Annotated in this window: 14 protein-coding genes; 1 reads left to right on the top strand and 13 read right to left on the bottom strand. The window is 44.7% G+C overall.

What is annotated here, in order from left to right:
* Nucleotides 1-4 precede the first annotated feature (4 nt).
* The 9 genes from A5868_RS14670 to A5868_RS14630 all read right to left on the bottom strand — a co-directional run bounded on the left by A5868_RS14670 (nucleotide 5) and on the right by A5868_RS14630 (nucleotide 12,482).
* Entirely contained in the window at nucleotides 5-1,675 is a 1,671-nt protein-coding gene (locus A5868_RS14670; RefSeq protein WP_086305385.1) for a hypothetical protein, read from the bottom strand.
* A gap of 56 nt (nucleotides 1,676-1,731) precedes the next feature.
* Nucleotides 1,732-3,921 carry an adhesive domain-containing protein gene (locus A5868_RS14665; RefSeq protein WP_176281356.1) on the bottom strand — a complete coding sequence of 730 codons (2,190 nt, stop codon included), beginning with the start codon at nucleotides 3,919-3,921 and terminating at the stop codon, nucleotides 1,732-1,734.
* A gap of 233 nt (nucleotides 3,922-4,154) precedes the next feature.
* Nucleotides 4,155-4,880, bottom strand: a complete 726-nt coding sequence (gene prdB / locus A5868_RS14660; protein ID WP_086305384.1) for a D-proline reductase (dithiol) protein PrdB — start codon at nucleotides 4,878-4,880, stop codon at nucleotides 4,155-4,157.
* Between the two features lie 13 nt (nucleotides 4,881-4,893).
* Nucleotides 4,894-5,310 (bottom strand): CBO2463/CBO2479 domain-containing protein, encoded by a 417-nt coding sequence (locus A5868_RS14655; RefSeq protein ID WP_254908354.1) that lies wholly within the window; start codon nucleotides 5,308-5,310, stop codon nucleotides 4,894-4,896.
* Nucleotides 5,311-5,332: 22 nt separating this feature from the next.
* Nucleotides 5,333-7,090: a D-proline reductase (dithiol) proprotein PrdA gene (gene prdA, locus A5868_RS14650; RefSeq protein ID WP_086305382.1), complete on the bottom strand. Its 1,758-nt coding sequence runs from the start codon at nucleotides 7,088-7,090 to the stop codon at nucleotides 5,333-5,335.
* A 44-nt stretch (nucleotides 7,091-7,134) separates the two neighbouring features.
* Nucleotides 7,135-8,433 (bottom strand): proline reductase-associated electron transfer protein PrdC, encoded by a 1,299-nt coding sequence (gene prdC / locus A5868_RS14645; protein ID WP_086305381.1) that lies wholly within the window; start codon nucleotides 8,431-8,433, stop codon nucleotides 7,135-7,137.
* A gap of 50 nt (nucleotides 8,434-8,483) precedes the next feature.
* Nucleotides 8,484-9,719, bottom strand: coding sequence for a glycine/sarcosine/betaine reductase component B subunit (locus A5868_RS14640; protein WP_086305380.1), 1,236 nt, complete (start codon nucleotides 9,717-9,719; stop codon nucleotides 8,484-8,486).
* A gap of 838 nt (nucleotides 9,720-10,557) precedes the next feature.
* On the bottom strand, nucleotides 10,558-11,022 hold the full coding sequence (locus tag A5868_RS14635) for a PTS sugar transporter subunit IIA (protein WP_086305379.1): 465 nt from the start codon (nucleotides 11,020-11,022) through the stop codon (nucleotides 10,558-10,560).
* The gene (locus A5868_RS14630; protein ID WP_086305378.1) at nucleotides 11,022-12,482 is read right to left on the bottom strand and encodes a sialate O-acetylesterase; all 1,461 of its coding nucleotides are present in this window, start codon (nucleotides 12,480-12,482) and stop codon (nucleotides 11,022-11,024) included. The genes A5868_RS14635 and A5868_RS14630 overlap by 1 nt, the downstream gene beginning before the upstream one ends.
* Before the next feature lie 259 nt (nucleotides 12,483-12,741).
* On the opposite strand from A5868_RS14630, the gene A5868_RS14625 reads away from it, so the two are divergent.
* The gene (locus A5868_RS14625) at nucleotides 12,742-13,542 is read left to right on the top strand and encodes a MurR/RpiR family transcriptional regulator (RefSeq protein ID WP_086305377.1); all 801 of its coding nucleotides are present in this window, start codon (nucleotides 12,742-12,744) and stop codon (nucleotides 13,540-13,542) included.
* Between the two features lie 93 nt (nucleotides 13,543-13,635).
* Here the strand turns inward: A5868_RS14625 and A5868_RS14620 are convergent, their stop codons facing one another.
* From A5868_RS14620 to A5868_RS14605, 4 genes are all read right to left on the bottom strand, one after another.
* Nucleotides 13,636-14,481 (bottom strand): histidine phosphatase family protein, encoded by an 846-nt coding sequence (locus A5868_RS14620; RefSeq protein ID WP_086305376.1) that lies wholly within the window; start codon nucleotides 14,479-14,481, stop codon nucleotides 13,636-13,638.
* A gap of 45 nt (nucleotides 14,482-14,526) precedes the next feature.
* Nucleotides 14,527-15,954, bottom strand: a complete 1,428-nt coding sequence (locus A5868_RS14615; RefSeq protein ID WP_086305375.1) for a glycoside hydrolase family 1 protein — start codon at nucleotides 15,952-15,954, stop codon at nucleotides 14,527-14,529.
* A gap of 47 nt (nucleotides 15,955-16,001) precedes the next feature.
* Entirely contained in the window at nucleotides 16,002-17,411 is a 1,410-nt protein-coding gene (locus A5868_RS14610; protein ID WP_086305374.1) for a PTS transporter subunit EIIC, read from the bottom strand.
* A gap of 325 nt (nucleotides 17,412-17,736) precedes the next feature.
* Nucleotides 17,737-18,801 carry a saccharopine dehydrogenase NADP-binding domain-containing protein gene (locus A5868_RS14605; RefSeq protein ID WP_086305373.1) on the bottom strand — a complete coding sequence of 355 codons (1,065 nt, stop codon included), beginning with the start codon at nucleotides 18,799-18,801 and terminating at the stop codon, nucleotides 17,737-17,739.
* Nucleotides 18,802-18,985 lie beyond the last annotated feature (184 nt).

Raw genomic sequence — 18,985 nt, 5'->3', positions numbered from 1 at the left:
CCTCCTAATTCGTGTGCAGACGGTAGTTTATCAAACCAGATAAGAAATGCTCCGCGTCGTCGATCCGCATTCGAAAGCGGTCATGTCGGGCAAAAAAGCCATAATTGATCGTCGCTGGTTCTTTGAAAAATTGAGCGAATTCAGGGAACATGACGCCTGTTGTCAATTCGTGTCGAACGCGTTTTACCATGACTCCATTGATCCGATCCTTTACGTCGATAACGTCTTCTTCCTCTTGAAAAAGCGTATGTTTCATGTCGCTTTCGGCTAACTTATCCATCATTTTCGAAGCAGCCACTAGCAACTCTAGCATCGTTGGATAAGCGGTGTCACGCCTGTCGATGAAGCGAAGGTTGCCAAGTGCATTATCCAAGCCAAATTGATAATACTCTTTCTTTTCCTTGAATCGCAACAACTCATTCGTTGCGTAACTCAGCCAATGATCGTGATATTTTTGATAGTCATTCGCGATAAAGGCAGCCATCAGATCCTCACAAATATGCATGATCCTCGCTTCTTTAAAAATCCCATACGCCCGCAGCAGTGCAAAAAGAATCTCCCCGTCATAATACACGATGCGAAACGCTTCTTTAATTTCCAATGCTTCATCCAGCACATGGATCGTCCGATTTTGGGAGGTAATGAATTTTTCTTTAACAGAAACGATCAATTTTTGTAAAAAGGAATGAAACTGCGAATCGCCCGTCACCTCTGTGTATTTAGCAATTGCCAAAATCGCCGTCGCTTGAGCGCCAAGCTTGTATTCGACGGTTTTACTCAAGGGCTCCATGACCAGAGTATAGCCGTCAACGGTAGAAGTCAGATGGGTGATGCCCCAATGGATTCCCTGTTCTATTTTTGCACATAATGCTTGATCCGATTTGTACTCAGCGGCTTCAGCCAATGCATAAAGGGAGGAGAAATGCCGCACCGAATTATAGCCTTTGATTCGTTGATCATAGCAAGGATAATACCCGTAAATAAATTGTCCTGTAGTCATCAGTTGCTTTTCCAAATACTCGGAGCCTTTTTCAATGACTGAATCTGTTATTTTATCTAAATTTGAAGCCGTCACCTCACGCACCCGATTGCCATTGCCATAATCCGTCAGCGGGTAAAGGCTTCCCTCTTCGAAATAGAAAGCCTTCGTTTTGAAGAGGAAAATAGCTGCTCGCTCCATTTCCTTTGTTTTGGCATTTGATCGCTTGTATTTTCGTTTCATGTACCCGCGGAAATTATGTTCATTGATCGTTAACTCAGGCAGATTATAGCCGACTCTATGTTCTTTACTCGGTTTCAAAAGTGCATTTCCAACCATCTCTTCCATTAAAAAGCTATAATGACCCGCCTGTTCCCAACGAAAGTTGAAATCACCATAATTGTTTCTTTTTATAGAAGAAATTCGTTCGTTTAATTGCGAATACGCGATCGGTTCCTCTTCTGTAACGATGTCGATCCGAAAATAGCTCGCTGAATCTAACCTGTTTTTACTATAGTGTGATAGAAAGCTTGTCCAAGCGGCTTCATACGTATCGCCATAGAATTCACTCACCTGTCCCCGTTCCGTAAAATTTCCGACACTAAGAATTATGGTCGGTTGCAGGTTCTCTGACCGTAAACCAGCAAGATAATCCTCGACTTCCTTTAATTGATATTGACTCGTTTGAACAGCCATCCTATCACCCCACAAAGGATCGATGAAGAGACCTGCTCTTCATCAATCCGTATTTTCTACTCTTCTTTTTTTGTTCTTTTTAATTTCCAAATGCCCAACCCTGAAATAAAGGCGGCAATGGAACCTAAAATCGTTAACCCGCCGCTCAATTCGTCTCCGGTCGCCGGGTATTGTTTGGCACTGCCCGTATAGCCGGAACCTGCACTTCCAGTATAGCCAGAGCCACCAGAATGTCCGCTGCTGATCGCACTTCCGCTACCTATTGGATCAAGACCACTTCCAAGATTCGATGATGGTGTTCCATCGGATTCCCCAATTGGTAGAGCTCCATCGTCCTGATCATCATCCTCATCTAATTCCAAATCAGAATCGGCATCGGCGTCCGCGTCAGCGTCGGCGTCTGCATCGGCGTCAGAATCGGCATCGGCATCCGCATCCGAATCTGCATCAGCATCAGCATCAGCGTCTGAATCTGCGTCGGCATCGGCATCGGCATCCGAATCGGCATCCGCGTCTGCATCAGCATCAGCATCAGCGTCCGAATCTGCATCAGCATCCGAATCTGCATCCGCGTCTGAATCAGCATCGGCATCGGCATCGGCATCGGCGTCAGAATCAGCATCTGCGTCAGCGTCAGCATCAGCATCGGCATCGGCATCCGCATCAGCGTCTGAATCTGCGTCTGAATCGGCATCTGCGTCGGCGTCAGCATCAGCGTCAGCATCGGCATCGGCATCTGAATCCGCATCGGCGTCAGCGTCGGCATCGGCATCGGCGTCGGCATCGGCATCGGCATCGGCGTCGGCATCCGCATCAGCATCCGCATCCGCATCGGCATCGGCATCCGCATCGGCATCGGCATCCGCATCCGCATCCGCATCCGCATCCGCATCCGCGTCGGAATCGGCATCCGCGTCAGCATCGGCATCTGATTCATCGTCATCTGGGATGATTGCTGGCGTTGGCAGACTAGGGATATTGTTTTGATCGTAAGCGATCAGTTCGATTTCATCGAGTGCATCAACATCGTCTGCTGAAACAGAAATCGTGAATTTTCCTGTGGTATCTGTTTGACCCTCACCGATCTGCACATTGTCTTTAAAAATTCGTACGGTCGAATTAGGATCTGCAAACCCTGTGACTTCATAACCTGTAGTAGAACTTCCTGTTACCGCCACATCATAGGGCGCGGTAACGGCAGCCGCTTGATAAAATACTGGCGAATACCCATCATTTCCAGAAGCAATGTTGATCGCGATCGCATTTGATTTCACGATTGTCGCTAAGAAACCGGCTTCATAGGGGTTCGCCATGTTTACGCCTTGTGAAACAAGGTCTTGGTACGAAGGATCTGTGATCGTTGTAGGTAAGGTAACGGTCGTCTCACCTAACACACTCGCGTCCGCCAAGTCTCCAATCAGAGCTGATCCCACATTCAAGAGCGCCCGCGCCGTCCCAAATGTCACATTGAATGCTGGCTTGATGACCGTATTCAATGTGACATTTAAGGCAGTTGAGCCTAACCCAGTGATACTCAACGCCTGTACCGCATTGTTTAAATCATCTAAAATCTGGATCAGATTTTGGCGAATGATGGTTTCCAACACGCCATCCAAATCTGCGTAGATGTATTGATCCCCTTGTGCCTGAAGCTGAAGCGCTACGTCGGCAGAATTGATCGTGCTTAAGTTTCTCAATAAGTTCAGCTGTTCATTGACTTCGGCTAAATTAATATTCAGTACCGGATTCGCATTGATCAATGCGTCGACTGCGTTGATCAGAGTCGTCGTTGCGCCATCCACGATCGAGATCAACGGCACCAAGCCATTTTCAGGAAGTAAAATACTTGTCGAAAAGGTTCCAGCCCCATTGGGAGTAACGCGTCCTCTCAAGCCTTCAGGAATCGCAAGAACCGCTCTTTTCGTCCCTGGCAAGACACTCACATCAATACCGCTGTTTCCCGAAATCGTGAAATTGACATTTCTATTCGCATTCGCCAACGGAAAGGGTGCTGCACTGGTGGTCCCACTTGAATTTGATGAAGTTAAATTACTAAATAATTGCCCGTCGATCACTGCAGCTTGCACTTCGCCTGATTGGACAGTAAAAAAAGGTGTCGCAACTGCAATCGGAGTCAAGCCTAACAATAACCCTGTCGCCACGGTGGTCCCTGCGTAAATATATTTCCTCGATCTGCTCTTCGCTCGCGCTTTTTGATCCATTAATTTCCGATAATCTCTTTTCATTTCTCAATCTCCCTTCGTATAAAAAACTAAAGTTATAAATATATTAAAAAAATAATAAGCGTTTCCATTTCATTAATATGTATTAAACACACTCTCTTCTTCGTATATTCTGTTTTTAAAAATAAGCGGCCTATTCACGAAGAAAGAATTTAAAATAAAAAAAGCTGAAATACAAAAATCAGTGACTGACTTTTGTATTCCAACTTCTTTTGATTAATGGCTAATTGTTATTTTTAAACGTTGTGGCGATATTCATATGGTAAAACTTTGGTGTTATTGTAGCTTGGGCAATCACGAACCCATTCTAGAGATTCTTTTAAGATTGCTAGTTGTTGTTCCACGTTGTTTGGTTCGCCGGCATTCGATCCGATCGGTACATGTGGTGCGGTAATCCGCGGAGCCCCTTGTTGGCGAGCGATTGGCGGTAACGCTGCGATGACCACACAGCTCATGCCTTGCTCTTCGCAGCAACGAGTAACGATCGTCGCAGAACGGTGACACGTTCCACAACCTCCTGTACAAAGAACGATGTCTACGCCTTGTTCTTTTAATTTTTTAGCGATATCTGGTCCAGTCTCATTTTGGAATTTTTCCACATTTCCGCCGCCGCCCATAAAGGTGTAGGTTTCTTTCGACAAGGAACCGATGAAGCCTTCATCGACCAGCTCGTGCAGCCGATCGATCGGGAACATCGCATTGACATCTTTGTTAATGTCCGAATTATCAAAACCGCCATGTGTAACCATCAATTCAGAAGATGGTGTATCGAAAGGAATCGTCCGATAGCCGAAATCTCCCGACGTATTAAACGGTTTGTCGCTTTTCTTATGGATTCCGCCTGCTGTGATAAACGCCACTTTACATTCATTCAAAGGTTTCTTTAATTCTGTAAACACAGGTTTTGGTGTGATGGGAACAAAAATCTCAGATCTCATCCCTTCAACTGTTGTCAAACTCATTATGATAGCCTCCTTAAGCTTCTTTCTTTTTCTGAATACTCATTTTACTGAAATAAAACTCGACATCTAATCCCTCGGTCAATTCGATTGAAGTAAACACCCATCTTCTCGGCACATAGATCGTTCCGCCGCCTTGATTCATCGCTACCCGTACGGCCGTATCATCGACATGGATGATTTTTCCGCCCACTAAGCACGGAAACAGCTCTTCTTGCTGGCTGAGTTCGGTCGTGTCATAGTCTAGCGGGCGCAAAACGGTCTGAATATAGCTAAAATAGAACGCCAGCTTACTCCCCGTTTCCACGCCCTCTTTCGACAAAATCAGCGCTGTGGGAACAGTGATCAGCCCTAGACGTCCACGCAGATTGAGGATCAATTGCTCCTCATCCACGGACTTGACCGTTCCCATCATCAACGTAGGGTTGATCATGTACTTTTCTTCTGCTGCCATCTTAATGAAGGGTGCCGCTTTCGATCAATTTGCTGTCGCCTAGATTCAGTAGATGATTGTTGTCGTTGATAACGTCGTTGCTCCATTTCTTCGGCGCCGCTTGGATCGCTACCCCCGACATTTTATTTTTAAGCATTTGGACCGAGCGTTCCGCAGCTTCTTTTGTCACACAAGAGGTGCCGGCGATATCATTTTCAAATCCGCCTTCATCCATGTTCAATTCAACCATCGCATCTGCGTACTTATTCCCAACAACTAATTGTCCTTGGTACGCACAGAAGGAGACGCCGACTACTGGAATATCGCGCATTCCGGCTTGACCGATATGTTCGATGAAGTCGATATGGTTGTTCCCGAAGCCTTCCGTTGTGATGATACAGCCATCAATATCTAATCCTTCGAATAATGAGCCTAACCGTTCAGACACCCAGATTTTTTCGTCATTTACTTGTGGCGATCCCACGAAGATTACGCCGACAAGATCCAATTCTTCGTCTTCGGCTAAACGTTCTACTAGTGGTTCGCGAATATAATGACGCGTCATTTCTTTCGTTGCAGGCCCGATACACGTCAAAGCATGGATCGATCCATCTCTTACTTGGTTCGGTGTCAAGATGATCGGCACATTTCCGCAATCGACGTTCATACGCCCGCCTGCGATTCCGCAAGGTTCTGATGGACAGATAACGTTGTCATGCATCGCTCCTTGTCCCATGATCTCCTTGACTAAGACGATCCGCGGATTTCCTTTACGGCGAATGTCTTCACAAATTTCTTCGTGAACGATTTCTCCGTCATAGCCTTTGAGTTCTTCACGCACTGCTTGAATGATATAATCCTGTGCTTTGTGTGCAGCCAACGGTCCAGGTCTAGACATCCCAGAAAGTTTTTCGATCACCGCTTCACAGCGAATGATGATGTCCTTCTCATCGGCACAGCCAGGATGTCCAAAGAACATTTTTTCATCTAAATAACCATCAGATGACCCAAATTCATGGACCTGTGTGCCTTCTTCATCGACCCCTGTCAGCATGAAGACGACGCCGTCACAGATCTTAGTCACGCCGCGGCCAAGCTCTCCATCCACCTTCGTCGCGATTGGACATACATCCATGATCGTATCAGTGTAAATGTGTCGTTCATCCGGCTTGATCACGTCGAGTTTGATTTTTTTCACCAAATGATCTTCTTTGATTGCGCCTTCAATCAAGTTGCGATCAATCGTGATCTTGCCCTTTTCGATGCTGGTTTTGTCCCCAATTTCCGCATCCGTGATTTTTATATGTTGTTTTTTTAATTGGCGAATCACTTTTTTCTCTCCGCGAGGAGTTTCTGCCGGCGGTCCGGCTGGTACAGGGGCATTCGCGATCCCTAAGTTTGCAGGTAATTTTAATTTCAGACCTTCCAGTTTAGCGATCTCCACTTCGATCATTCCATGATTCACTGGCGGTGCTGGTGGCGTATGCTCCGGCTTCGGTGCAGGTTTCGGTGCTTCTGCTTCTGCCTTTTTCACACCCTCTAGCAGATCCGAAGTCAACTGGATCAGCGCTTCGCTATCCTTTGCTAAAGTCGCCCCCACTACTTCTTCAATCGTCAATCCGTCGTCACTCAATGTGACCAATCCTGCATCGACCATATCATCGAATAATGATGGGTCTTCCAAATCTTGCGCACTGATGACGGTCCCTTTCTCTCTGCGGCAGCATAACACTGCAGGATCTTTCAGATGTTGCTTCAATGTTTCTTCGGTGATTGACATGATACTCTCTCCTTTATCTATAAAAAATTTTTTTATACCCGTGTTTAAGTGGTGCTTTTCATTCTTCGAACTAGCTTCAAATTACACGCGCGCATTGAGCCATCTGTCGCGTGGTAAACAGGCAATTTCATTTTTGGTGCACAAGACATGACCGTGTTGGAGCAATCTGTACAGTTGCTGATCAGTACGGCCTCTGCGCCTGCCTTCTTCAATGCCATAACTTTTTGCACCTGCCCCGGACAGATCCCAGGATTGGTACATTTCAATGTTCCTTTGACTTCGATCGCTTGTTTGCAGTATTCGACTCCCGCAATTTCAGAGCCCATACTGTCAGCGATCTGAGACAAACGTTCTTTGTGCGCCCCACAGGCACAGACTAAAAGTCCGATTTTGCTTGGCCCATTCCAGAACACTTCGGAAGCAATCAAGCCGCCAGTCGTTTTTTGAAGGTAATGGTCTAAGCTCGCACGTTTCCCCATGAAAGGACCGCCTTCGATGATTTCGCCATATTCTTTGCCAATGCCTCCAGCAAGATCAAACATTTCTGAAAATTTCATTCCTAAAGGCCTATCCATATACGTTTTGATCGCTCCTGAATCGATCAGCTTCCCAGCAACCGTCAAATCCTTATCGATCAATGGTTTTCTCAACTCCACTGCCTCATAAACCCGATAAGCTGTTTCTACATTAACCACGATAGCATCCGCAGCCAAAGGCAGTTGATCGACCTCCAATAAGATGTTCATACATTCACGAACCACCGCGCGCTCATCCCCCACTGGGTAGATATTTGGCAGCTTATGAATGGTGATCGTATCCGGCAATACCGCCGTCAAAGCCGCGATCGCCGCTTCGTGATGGCCTTTGATCGCAATCACCGCTTTTTCTGCGTTAGTAGCTTCTCGAATGATTTCGATCCCGCGAATGATTTCCGTGGGGCATTCTTCCATCCGTTCGATATTGTGGCTCAATACCGGCTCACATTCGGAGGCATTGATCAAGATCGTCCCTCCGCCTTCAAAGCGATGGTTCAATTTAACTGCTGTAGGAAATCCCGCCCCCCCAAGACCGATAAGTCCAGCTTCTCGTATGCGCTCCAGGGGCGTCTCCGAAGTAAGCTTCACATACTCCTTAGATTGTTCTTCCTCTGGTTCGATCAGGATGTGGGTGTCGGTGATTTCTTTGACCACTCCAGAAACACTACTGTGAATCACGTTTCCCAGGTTGGCTTCTGGACAGCATGCGATCACTTGACCTCTGTCGATCGAGTCTGCTTCCTTGACGACAGGTTCACTCGCCACACCGATCCCTTGTTTTAATGCAAATCCATACAATTCCCTCATGCTCCTATCTCCTTAAACGTAGTTATATCTGTATATCTTAATTGCCGTGTTTACAGCAATGAGTGGATCACGCCATCCAGTACTTGATTGCCAGAGACCACTACCGGCATATTCATAAAATCCATTGTCGAATACGTTCCGACATACCCCGCAGGCTGATTCGGAAACATCGCTGTTTCATACATATTTCCTAATCCAGACACACTTTTGACTACCACGACCTCCTTACTCGGGGTGTCATCCTTTTGCCTGAATGTTTCGGTCATCACCGGTTCAACATCCAGCTCACGCAATTCCTGCCGAATCTGTTCAACGATCTGATCTGTGATCTTATGAGCCGCTCGTATGCCTTCTTTCGTCCTGCCATGTCCCTCTTTGAACAAAAAATCGAAATGAAGGAGCGTATCCTTTTCCTCTGGTGTTCCGGGTGTATCAAACAAAACCTGCTCTGTAAGGCGTCCTTCTGAAGAACCGATATTGGCCGGCTCAAAGCAACTGCCTTGCTCTACCCCCGTCACCATCACTGTGACTCCTTGAAGAATATGTGTGACACCTTCTCCCAGCACCCCGATTTTTTTACAGGCAATTGGGGAAAAATCCAAATTTGAATGAATGCGTCGCTCACGGGCTGTTGGCGGAATCAATGAAATCTCGACCTTCTCGACCCATTCGCTAAACGCCCCGATTGATGGAGATTGCTTTTTCACCCACAATGTCTCCCCCTCAATCTTCGTCTCCTCGCCAAAGACGACTTTTTGAAGCGAGAAGTAATTACGCGTTAGCTCAGTTTGATGGGAATAAACAGATGACGTGCCGTTTTTTTCCTTTTCCCTTAGTTTATTTTTCAGAATAGCCACCGCCTTGTAGGCATCCAACTGAGAAAGATGATTTTCTCCAACAACGCAGGATTCGTAGCCTGTCGTGCCTTTGTTCAGATCAATCAGTGTCTCTAAATAGTCACTGGTGTAGACCAGCCGACCTTGCAGTCCAAAGAAGCTCATTCCTACCGACGGAATCCCTCGTTTCCCCGCCTCTTCGATCACTTGAACAAAATCGAGGTGATGATTGCCCCACGCATCGGTGATAACGATCACCCCATCAGGTTTCAGCGCATCGAAAAGGTCCCCCACGCGGTGCGCTGTAAACATTTTTTCTAAATAATTTTCCGACACCCCTGCTACGATCACTCCTGATAGATCAACATCGGGATCTCTTACTACTTCCTTCACGACTGGACAATTGAAATGAAACAATGACGTCATTTTTGTGCTCGGTCCAAGTCCCATACCCTTCTCCTTTACCAATGACTCAAGAAAATGTGCACAACAAAAAAACATACCTTTGATACACAGTATGCCTTCCTCATCCCTATTCAATTCTACACACTCGTCCCTTGGTGCATGACCAAACAAGCTTCACTTTTGACCATCTTAAATAAAGCGGCTGCTATTAAAAAAACACACACTTATCCCTGATCAAAAAAGCTCGCAAAAAAATCGAGCGTCTCTATGAATGTAGAATACGGTGAGAAAATGACGGATCACATACTGTCTTAGAACACGCTAAGATTGGTGTGCGTACTCAGGAATTAAGAACTGTGCGGTTGTACTCGTTTACCAAAGCCATTTTCTCACCCCATTCCTATGTAAAATATATCACAAATATCAGTAATCGCTTACAAACGAAGAGTACCACCCAGCATTCTTAATGTCAACCCAATATGTTGAAGAAAAATAAATGATAAAATAAAGAGATATAAATGAGATTAATACTAATTTCACAAATTTTCTTTTGCTCCAAACCCCGTCAAAAAAAGACCGAATCGTTCATCTCAACGAACGATTCGGTCTAATTAAATTGAAAATAAAGTTACTCCTCATTGTTTATCAAAAATTATAAATAGAAAATGAGCTTACTATTTATATATTTTTTTTTATCTCTTTACGAATTGCTGCACCCGTCTCCTGACGAAATTCTCATTATTCTTAATAGAATAACAAGAGTGAACGAAATCCGCTGTGCGCCGAAAAAAATATTTTACAATACAAGAAGAAATATGAAAGGTAAAAACATCTCTTTTGAAGAAAAAACCGCGCTCGCTTTTTTAACGAGTACGGTTTCTCTTTATTCTATTTTTCCAACTACTGTTTGTGCAGTGACATTCCCAGGTGTGATTATAATATTGTTCTCCTCTAAATTCGGAAAGACGATCATCGTTGTCGCTTCTTTGCCTTTTTCCGCCAGATAGTCCAAATCAACTTTGACGAGTGGGGTACTTGGTTTTACTTTCGCACCTTCCGCCACTAGGAGTTCAAATCCTTCCCCTGCTAACTCTACGGTGTCGATCCCAATATGGATCAATACTTCAAGTCCATCCTTATCAACTAAACCAATCGCATGCTTTGTCGGAAAAATCGAAGTGACCGTTCCTTTGATCGGTGAAAAAATATTTCCATTGGATGGGTCGATCGCGAAGCCCTCACCCATTGCTTTTGTTGAAAATACAGGGTCATTTACCTGATTGATCTCAATGAGTTCCCCGTCCACTGGGGCATAAATTTCTTTTTCTTTTTTTCCAAAACCAAACATTATTCTTCTCCTTTTTGCTTCTCAAATTTGAATGGTGCGACCGGATAACCAACCTCATTAAATAACGAGACAGCAGGTACATTTTTCCATCCATATTGGATGGTTCGACTGCTTTTTGTGGTCTCAATGATAAGTCTATTTTCTTCGATCGTTTGACAAATTATCGGGACATCTACTTCAATGGTTTGAACATCCAGCAACTTCAAAGAGGCCGCTTCCTCCACTTCGATCACAAGTGTGTCTCTCGTCCAACTGGCTATTTTTGCTACAGGGGCGCTGGGATAATGAATGGCGTCCAAGATTTCCCCAACACGCTGTCCAAGGATCGACTTCTCCGTTGGATGGATGTCCTCTACTTCGCCGCAATCCAGACTTGTGACTAAGAACGTTGCCTTATATTTTTGTCTCGCTTGTGCTTGAGCTGCGCGGACACTTGCCCAATCATGTTGCGGGTCATCCGCATAAAGGGGCAATTGAAGGATATAAAATGGCACAGGTGTCTGTAAATCTTTTCGCCAACGAGCAATCAACTGATCCAATAATTCCTCATAAAGTGGGGCGAGTGCCGTATCCTCTTCCCCTTGATACCAGATGACCGCAGAAAAAGTGAACGGAACGATTCGTTTGAACATTTTCTGATACAATCCTCCAGGACGATTGAACAAATACGGATTTGCAGGGGGCGGCCAAGGCGAGTGACCTATCTGTTCTTTGATCTGACCTAATGTCAGCTCAGGATGCTCCTCTGCCCACAGCGTTCTCTTTTCAATATATTGCTGGTACGTCGATAAATACTCCGCGAACTCCGCATCAAATGCTGCTTTTTCTTTTCCTTTTGTTTCTTCTATAAAGGGAACTAAAATCTCCTCATTCAGGGTGGGGCTTTTCGCCAAATCCTCCTCGCTGATCCAACAGCTAGCGCTGGTGCCGCCCTTGCTGCAAATCACGGCGCCAATAATACGATTGGGATGATTGTTTTGGTGCTCCTTCATGGCATAGTAGGCAACAGCCGATAAGCCTCCAAGAGTGTCCGCCGTTAACCGCGTCCAATCTGCCTCTGTCTCTTCTACAATCTTTAACTCAAATTCTGGCATAGGAACCACGTAGAAAAAAATCGACTTTTCATCGGTGAGAGCCTGCTGCTCCTCGATAAAGTGGTCTTCCTGAGCCATCGGGTATTCCATATTGGATTGACCCGCAAAGAGAAAAACATCGCCGTATTGAAGGACTAGTTCTCTAGTTTCGCCATCCGAAGCAATGCGCAGGTTCTCAGTGACCCCGTAGGATTGCGGTGGAACAAGAAAGACAAATTCCCCATCTGAGTCACTCCGCACCTCTAACGTCAATTCTCCCATTTTGAGCTCCACAGAAGTATTTGGTGTGGTTTTCCCATTAATCAAATGACTTTTTTCTGCCTGAAAAACCACTTGATCTTTCAGTAATGGATTAAGTTGTAACATGTGATCAAATCCTTTTTCTTCATATTAAGACAGCTCGCGACTATTTGGTGATAGAAAATAGGCACACGTTCACGTCTTCGCAGAGTAATTAATTACCTTGCTTAAAATTATGATGTAATATGTTACACAAATGGTATCGCTTTCTCAAATGTTTGTCAAGCAGTTTTTGAAATATATTTCTATCATTTATATAAAATTGAAATTTGTTACGTTTTTTGGTAGAATAGAGACAGAAAGCTACTGAAAGGATGTTGACCGGATGCAAAATATTGAAGAAGCCATTACGATCCATTACACAAAAATGTTTAAAACGGATAAAAAAATTTTTGAACAAATCATGGCAGACCCTGCGCAATATGTCGGACTATCGATCCACGACATGGCAGATCGGTTTGATGTGAGTTCTCCGACGATCCTGCGGGCAATCAAAAAAATCGGCTATAGCGGATACCCAGAGTTCAAACTGGCGTTAGAGTCCTTTGTGACAGATAAAAACCAAGAAAAGCCTGTTATTAAAAACTCTCTGTTTCATGAAGTGATCAATACGTATGAACGCTCGTTTTCAAAATTAAGAGAATTAGACTTTGAAAAGGACATCATCGAGGTTGTTGAATGGATGCACGATTCACAAGACGTGAAGTGTGTTGGCTTTGACAATACAGGACTTGCGGCACAGCAGCTCGTATATTCCCTGTACTCTCAAGGCGTCTTTTATGAGGCGATCTCGACAGAAACACAGATGCATTATCTAAGTCAGACGGCCAGAAAAGACTGGGTCTACATTATTTTCTCTGTAACCGGTATGGACATCTACAGCGAATTGGTGGATGCCGTCACCGAAGTAGGAGCAAAAACCGTGCTGATCACTATGAACAAAGATGCCGAGATCGCAAAAAAAGTCTCCAAAACTTTTGTTTTGCCCGCGGCGTCGACCTTTTTACGAGACGACGGTTCTTTACGACAATTGGATGTTCGTTTTGAACTGTTTCTGTTTTCAGAAGTTATTTCCTACTATTTTAATTGGGTGGGAGACCAGCGCGAACAAGCCGATCCCTCTTAACTCCAACAGAAGCCGATACCTCATCAATGAGATGGATCGGCTTTTTCTACGTCAAAAAAGAACGCTGATCATTCAGCGTCCTCTGATAACTGATTATTTTTCTGCCCCTTTTTCTGCGTAGCTCATATCGTTGACGGTCTCGACCTTCCATTTCCCGTCTTTATACGTAGCCTTCGAGATACTCGCATTTTCCAAGCCCGACATCGGAATATCCGCAGACACGCTAGAATCCAATTCGTTCAACAGCGTCGCTAAGGTCATCCCATGAGAAACGACCAAAATAGAATCATCCCCGTTTTCACTTGCTTCATCTACAATATCATCCAATGCTTCTTTTGAACGTTTTGCGACAGCCGCGTAATTTTCTGCCGGCCAGTTCTCGTTTTCTTTGACATTTTCTTTGTCGATCTCAGCTAAATCATCTGACAGTTCCTTGATGAATCCATTATAGCCGCCGCCCTCTTTTGCTGCTTTTTCTGTGTATTCATCCGCCGTCAGTTCTTTTCTTTTGGCGATCGCTTCGACCGATTCCGCGCCGGGTGTAGCCTCAAAGGTCCCGAAATTGAATTCACGCAAGCGTTTGTCTTTATTGATTTTTGATTTTTGACCAGATTTGTCTAAGATGATCTCAGCAGTCTCGATCGCCCGTCCGCTGTCACTGCTGTACACTTTGTCGAATGTGATACTCTTACCGATCCCTGTACCGACATCCTCTGCCACCTCGATTCCTGCCGGAGTCAAAGGTGCGTCGCTCCATCCTTGAGATTTCCCTGTGGTATTCAGCATCGTCTTCCCATGACGAGTGAAATAGACAGTCACCCCGTCTGCCTTTTTATCCGCAGAGGTATCAGTGGCATCCGTCGCCGCTCCTCCTCCTGAACAGCCTGCTAACAGTCCGATCGACAGCATTCCAACAACGACCTTTTTCAATCGATTCATTTGTTTTCCCTTCCTTTTCGTCCATTTTTTGATTTGATGTATTTGCTATTCCTTAGATGATTGGTTCATCAGCGGCGTTGCCTTCTCCCAAAGGTCGTCACCGTTGCTTGTGATTACCTGCTTGAACCAATAAAAGCTTTTTTTCTTATAACGTTTCAAATCCTTCAGGTCCGTTTCGTCACGGTTCACGTAAATGAAACCATAGCGCTTCTTCATTTCTCCCTGTGAGCTTAAGATGTCGATGGGGCCCCACGTAAGAAAGCCCATCAGATCCACGCCATCCTCTGTCACCGCTAAACGCAGCTGCTCAACGTGATCTCGCAGATAGTCGATGCGATAATCATCCTCCACCGTTCCTTCAGCATTCAGCGTTTCCTTCACACCGATGCCGCACTCTACGGTGAATACGGGTAATTTGTAGCGGTCGAATAATTCTTTTGCTGCCAGCCGTAAGCCTTTCGGATCGATGATCCAGCCCCACTCGCTCACCGCTAAAAAGTCATTTTTCGGCTGTGTCCCATCTAGGAAAGAATCTAAAAAAGAATCCACTGTAATGTCCGCACCCTTTTTCGCCATCGCACTTTGATAGTAACTAAAAGGAAGAAAGTCCACTGTTCCTTCTTTTAAATACTGCTTGTCTCCCGCGGTAATTTCTGGCATGATTCCTTGCTTTTCCCAGTCATGCAGCAGATCCTGTGGGTATTCGCCGTTTACGAAGACATCCGTTGTTTGATAGGTCAATCTTCTGTTTGCGATCTGTGCACTTAGAATCGCATCTGGATGACTCGATTCAGGATAAAAAGGTGAGAATGCGACCATTCCGCCGACTTGTGCATGAGGTGCAAAGGCGTTGACTAGGTGCTTGACCGAGGCAGAAGCCAAGAACGAATGGTGCTGTGCCTGCGCCTCATACCGCGCCAATTCTTTCGGTTCGATGTTCTCTGGCAGTAAATCACTGGTCAGTGTATACGCCACGTTTTGCTCATTGATTGGAATATAATAACGTACTCTTTTACCGAAATGCTTGATCATAAGTTCCGCGTATTGCTGATAAGCCTCTAAGACCTTTCTCGACTGCCAGCCGCCATATTTCTCCGCCAAGGCATCCGGCAAATCAAAATGATACAAACAGACAATGGGTTCGATGTTTTGCGCGATCAATTCATTGACGACCCGATCATAAAAATCAAGTCCTGCTTGATTTACCTCGCCCTCGCCATCTGGAAGCACACGCGCCCAACTCAATGAAAAACGGTACGTATTGAACCCCATTTCCGCAAAAAGCGCAATGTCTTCCTTGTAATGATGGTAAAAATCAATGCCATTCTCCCAATCGGAAGATGTCTGAGCATAAGTTCTCTTTTTCTTCGTATCGTATACTGTGAGCCCTTTGCCGTCCGTGTTCCAGGCACCTTCTGCCTGCATACTCGACACTGAGCCGCCCCACATAAAATTCTCTTTAAATGACTTCATAATCAATCTCCTTACTTCCTATTTCTTGACGTAGGCTCATCCAAACGTTATGCCGCTGGTTCTTCATCTTTCCAGAAGAACGAAACCAATAGAAACGAAAGCACTAACGTGACAATGATCCCGATTACCAGACCGTAAAAGCCTTGATCGATCCCATTCGGCCCGATCACACTTGGCAACAAGAAGATCCCTGCGATCAGAGAGTACCCCTTTGTTCCCATCAATCCAACAATCAGGCCTCCTACGACTGCACTGACACACCCGAGGATAAATGGTTTTCTTCTAGGCAACGTGATCCCATAGATCGCTGGTTCAGTGACTCCGAAGATCCCTGAGATAAATGCGGGATACGTCAATGCCTTCAATTTTTTATCCTTTGTTTTCACCATAACAGCCAAAACTGCACCAACTTGACCAAAGATCCCGATCGTGGTGGCTGGAATCGTCATATCATAGCCTAAGACCGCCAAATTATTCAGTGTGATCGGCACAATGCCCCAGTGAATCCCAAAAATTGTACAAATCTGCATCACACCAGCTAAAACAGCGGATGTAATCACTGGACTCAAGTTATACAACGCCTGTGTTCCCGCGCCGAATAATTGCGAAGCCCATGTGGCGATCGGCCCAATGACGATGAAGGTCAATGGAATGACAATTAACAAAGTACCCGCAGGAACAAAGAAGGACTTCACCACATCGGGAACAATCTTCTTCAACTGCATCTCTACTTTTGACGCGATCCAAGTCGCGATAATAATCGGGATCACGCTAGAAGCGTAGCTCATTAAAATAACGGGAATCCCCAAAAAGGTCAAATGCACTGGAGATTCAATGATCGTACCTGCAAATAACGTGTACAACGGTTTTTCCGCCATGATTCCCGCCAGCGTCGGATATACCATCGCTGTCCCGATCGCCATGCCGATAAAGACATTTCCTTTAAACTTCTGGGCTGCCGTATACCCCAAGAATACAGGGAAGAAATAGAAGAAACAGTCACCAATAATATTTAAGATCTGATAGGTACCAGAATTCATATCCAATACCCCCAACGCGATGACGACCATAGTCAAGCCTTTGATCATCCCTGTCGCGGCTAAAATTCCAAGTGTCGGTGTAAAGACTCCTGAAACCAGATCAATGAACCGATCAAAAAGCGAGAGCTTCTTCTCTTCTTTCTGATCCTCTACGACATTGTCCCCTTCATTGATGTTATAGATACTATTGATATCGTTATAAACATCCCCGACCGCATTCCCGATCACGACCTGGTACTGTCCACCGCTTTGAACCACGGAGACCACACCGTCCGTATTCTTTAGAACCTCTGTTTTTGCCTTGCTCTCATCCTTCAGTTTGAAACGCAAACGTGTCATACAATGACCGAGATCGTTTACATTTTCTTTTCCTCCAACATTTTGCACGATCGTGCGTGCTAACTCTTCATATTTCATTTGTCATTTTCCTTTCCTGTTTACTCGAACAAGCCCATCAAATAAGTGCATGATTTCTTAAATAACCATTCCTACTGAACCCACGATCTTCTCTATCACCAAGAAAACTAAAAGCTTTTTACCAACAAAACAGTAATTTATTACTAAATTATAAAAATAAATGAAACATATTACACTTAGAATGATAACGGTTCCGAAATTGGAAGTCAATAGATTTTTGGAATATTTTTTACAATAAATAAAACCTATGTAATTAGTTACAAAAATGCAGCAAAAAAAGAGACACCCACGATCCCTTCTAGAATCAAATGGTGTATCCCGCGTTTTATTTGCGACGCTCTTTTTCATAATACTCTGAGAATTCCTGTAAAGTAAACAACTCATTCAAATAATAAACACCCGCCTTATTCGTCTTCCGCAACACTTTAGAAGCTGTGTAGGCAGCGATTTTTCCCGTGTCTTCTGAGCTGTTTTTCCCATGGAGAACCTTTTCTAGCAGGACTGTTTTATTTCCCTTTTTTCCCTTCATTTTTACATGGATCGAAAAAGCACTTGAGGTATTTTTTGAAGAAAGCGCGCTGCTGCCGGCTATTTTCAACACAAAGTCGTACAATTTGCGATGCTTCAGAAGCTTAAAGAATCGGATGGTCGCCAAAAAGTGCAACGCAGAAAGCATAAATGAATCGTCTAAACTGAGAAATGCTGCGACATTTGGTTGATGCATCGTATCTGTGACGATCTGCTGATCGGCTAAATTAAACGCGTACGCCGATTGGGCTTTTCCCTCTTTTTTAAAAGGAATAGTCCGCCTTTCAATAAACGGCGCTTGTTTTTTTAAAGTTCCATTGATTGTCCAATAAAAAGGATGTACCAAATTATCCACTAACCATTCTAGCGCATCCCTGCCATACGCGTCCCCCATCCCCAACAAAAGAGAAATGTCTGTTTGCGTCACTTCGTCCATCGTCGCCCCGAGTTCCTTTACTAACAAAGTCGACAAGCCCGGGCAGATCCCAACCCCCAAAACGCCCGTGCCGAGAACCTTCGCAGAAGGCAAATCTCCGAGGGCTCTCATGATCTGATGGGAAGCAGAAATATCCACATAATGAATCCCTGTTTCCAAACAATACGCCGCAAAATCAATAGTTTTCGGTCCCAAACACATTACCGCAAGTGAAATGTGGGCTAATGTATCTACATAGGAGCTTTCATCATAAATATCAATTTTTTGAAAAGTGACGCGGGGATTTTTTATCTTGCTAAGAAACGCGGCCCCTTTTTTCTCACTTCGCCCACCGATAACGATGGGATTTTTCGTTATTTTTAGAAGCTCTTCAACCGCCCCTTTTCCCACATCACCATAACCACCAATAACAAGAATTGCATCCATATCTATACCTCCAAGTGAATCTTTTTTTTATTTCTCCGGCTAAATGGTCATTCTTCTTTGCATGAACAAACCAAACATCCACATCGTTCCTAATGAAGAGATTGCTTTTTTGAACAAGCGTTGATTAATTGACATATGTATATTATACTAATTTAAAATAACGGAACAATCGGCAATTACTGTG

The sequence above is a fragment of the Enterococcus sp. 12F9_DIV0723 genome, assembly GCF_002174375.1.
GTDB classification, from domain to species: Bacteria; Bacillota; Bacilli; order Lactobacillales; family Enterococcaceae; genus Enterococcus_A; species Enterococcus_A gilvus.
Note: the sequence above shows the minus strand (reverse complement) of the source record. Positions and strands in the feature narration are given on the sequence as shown.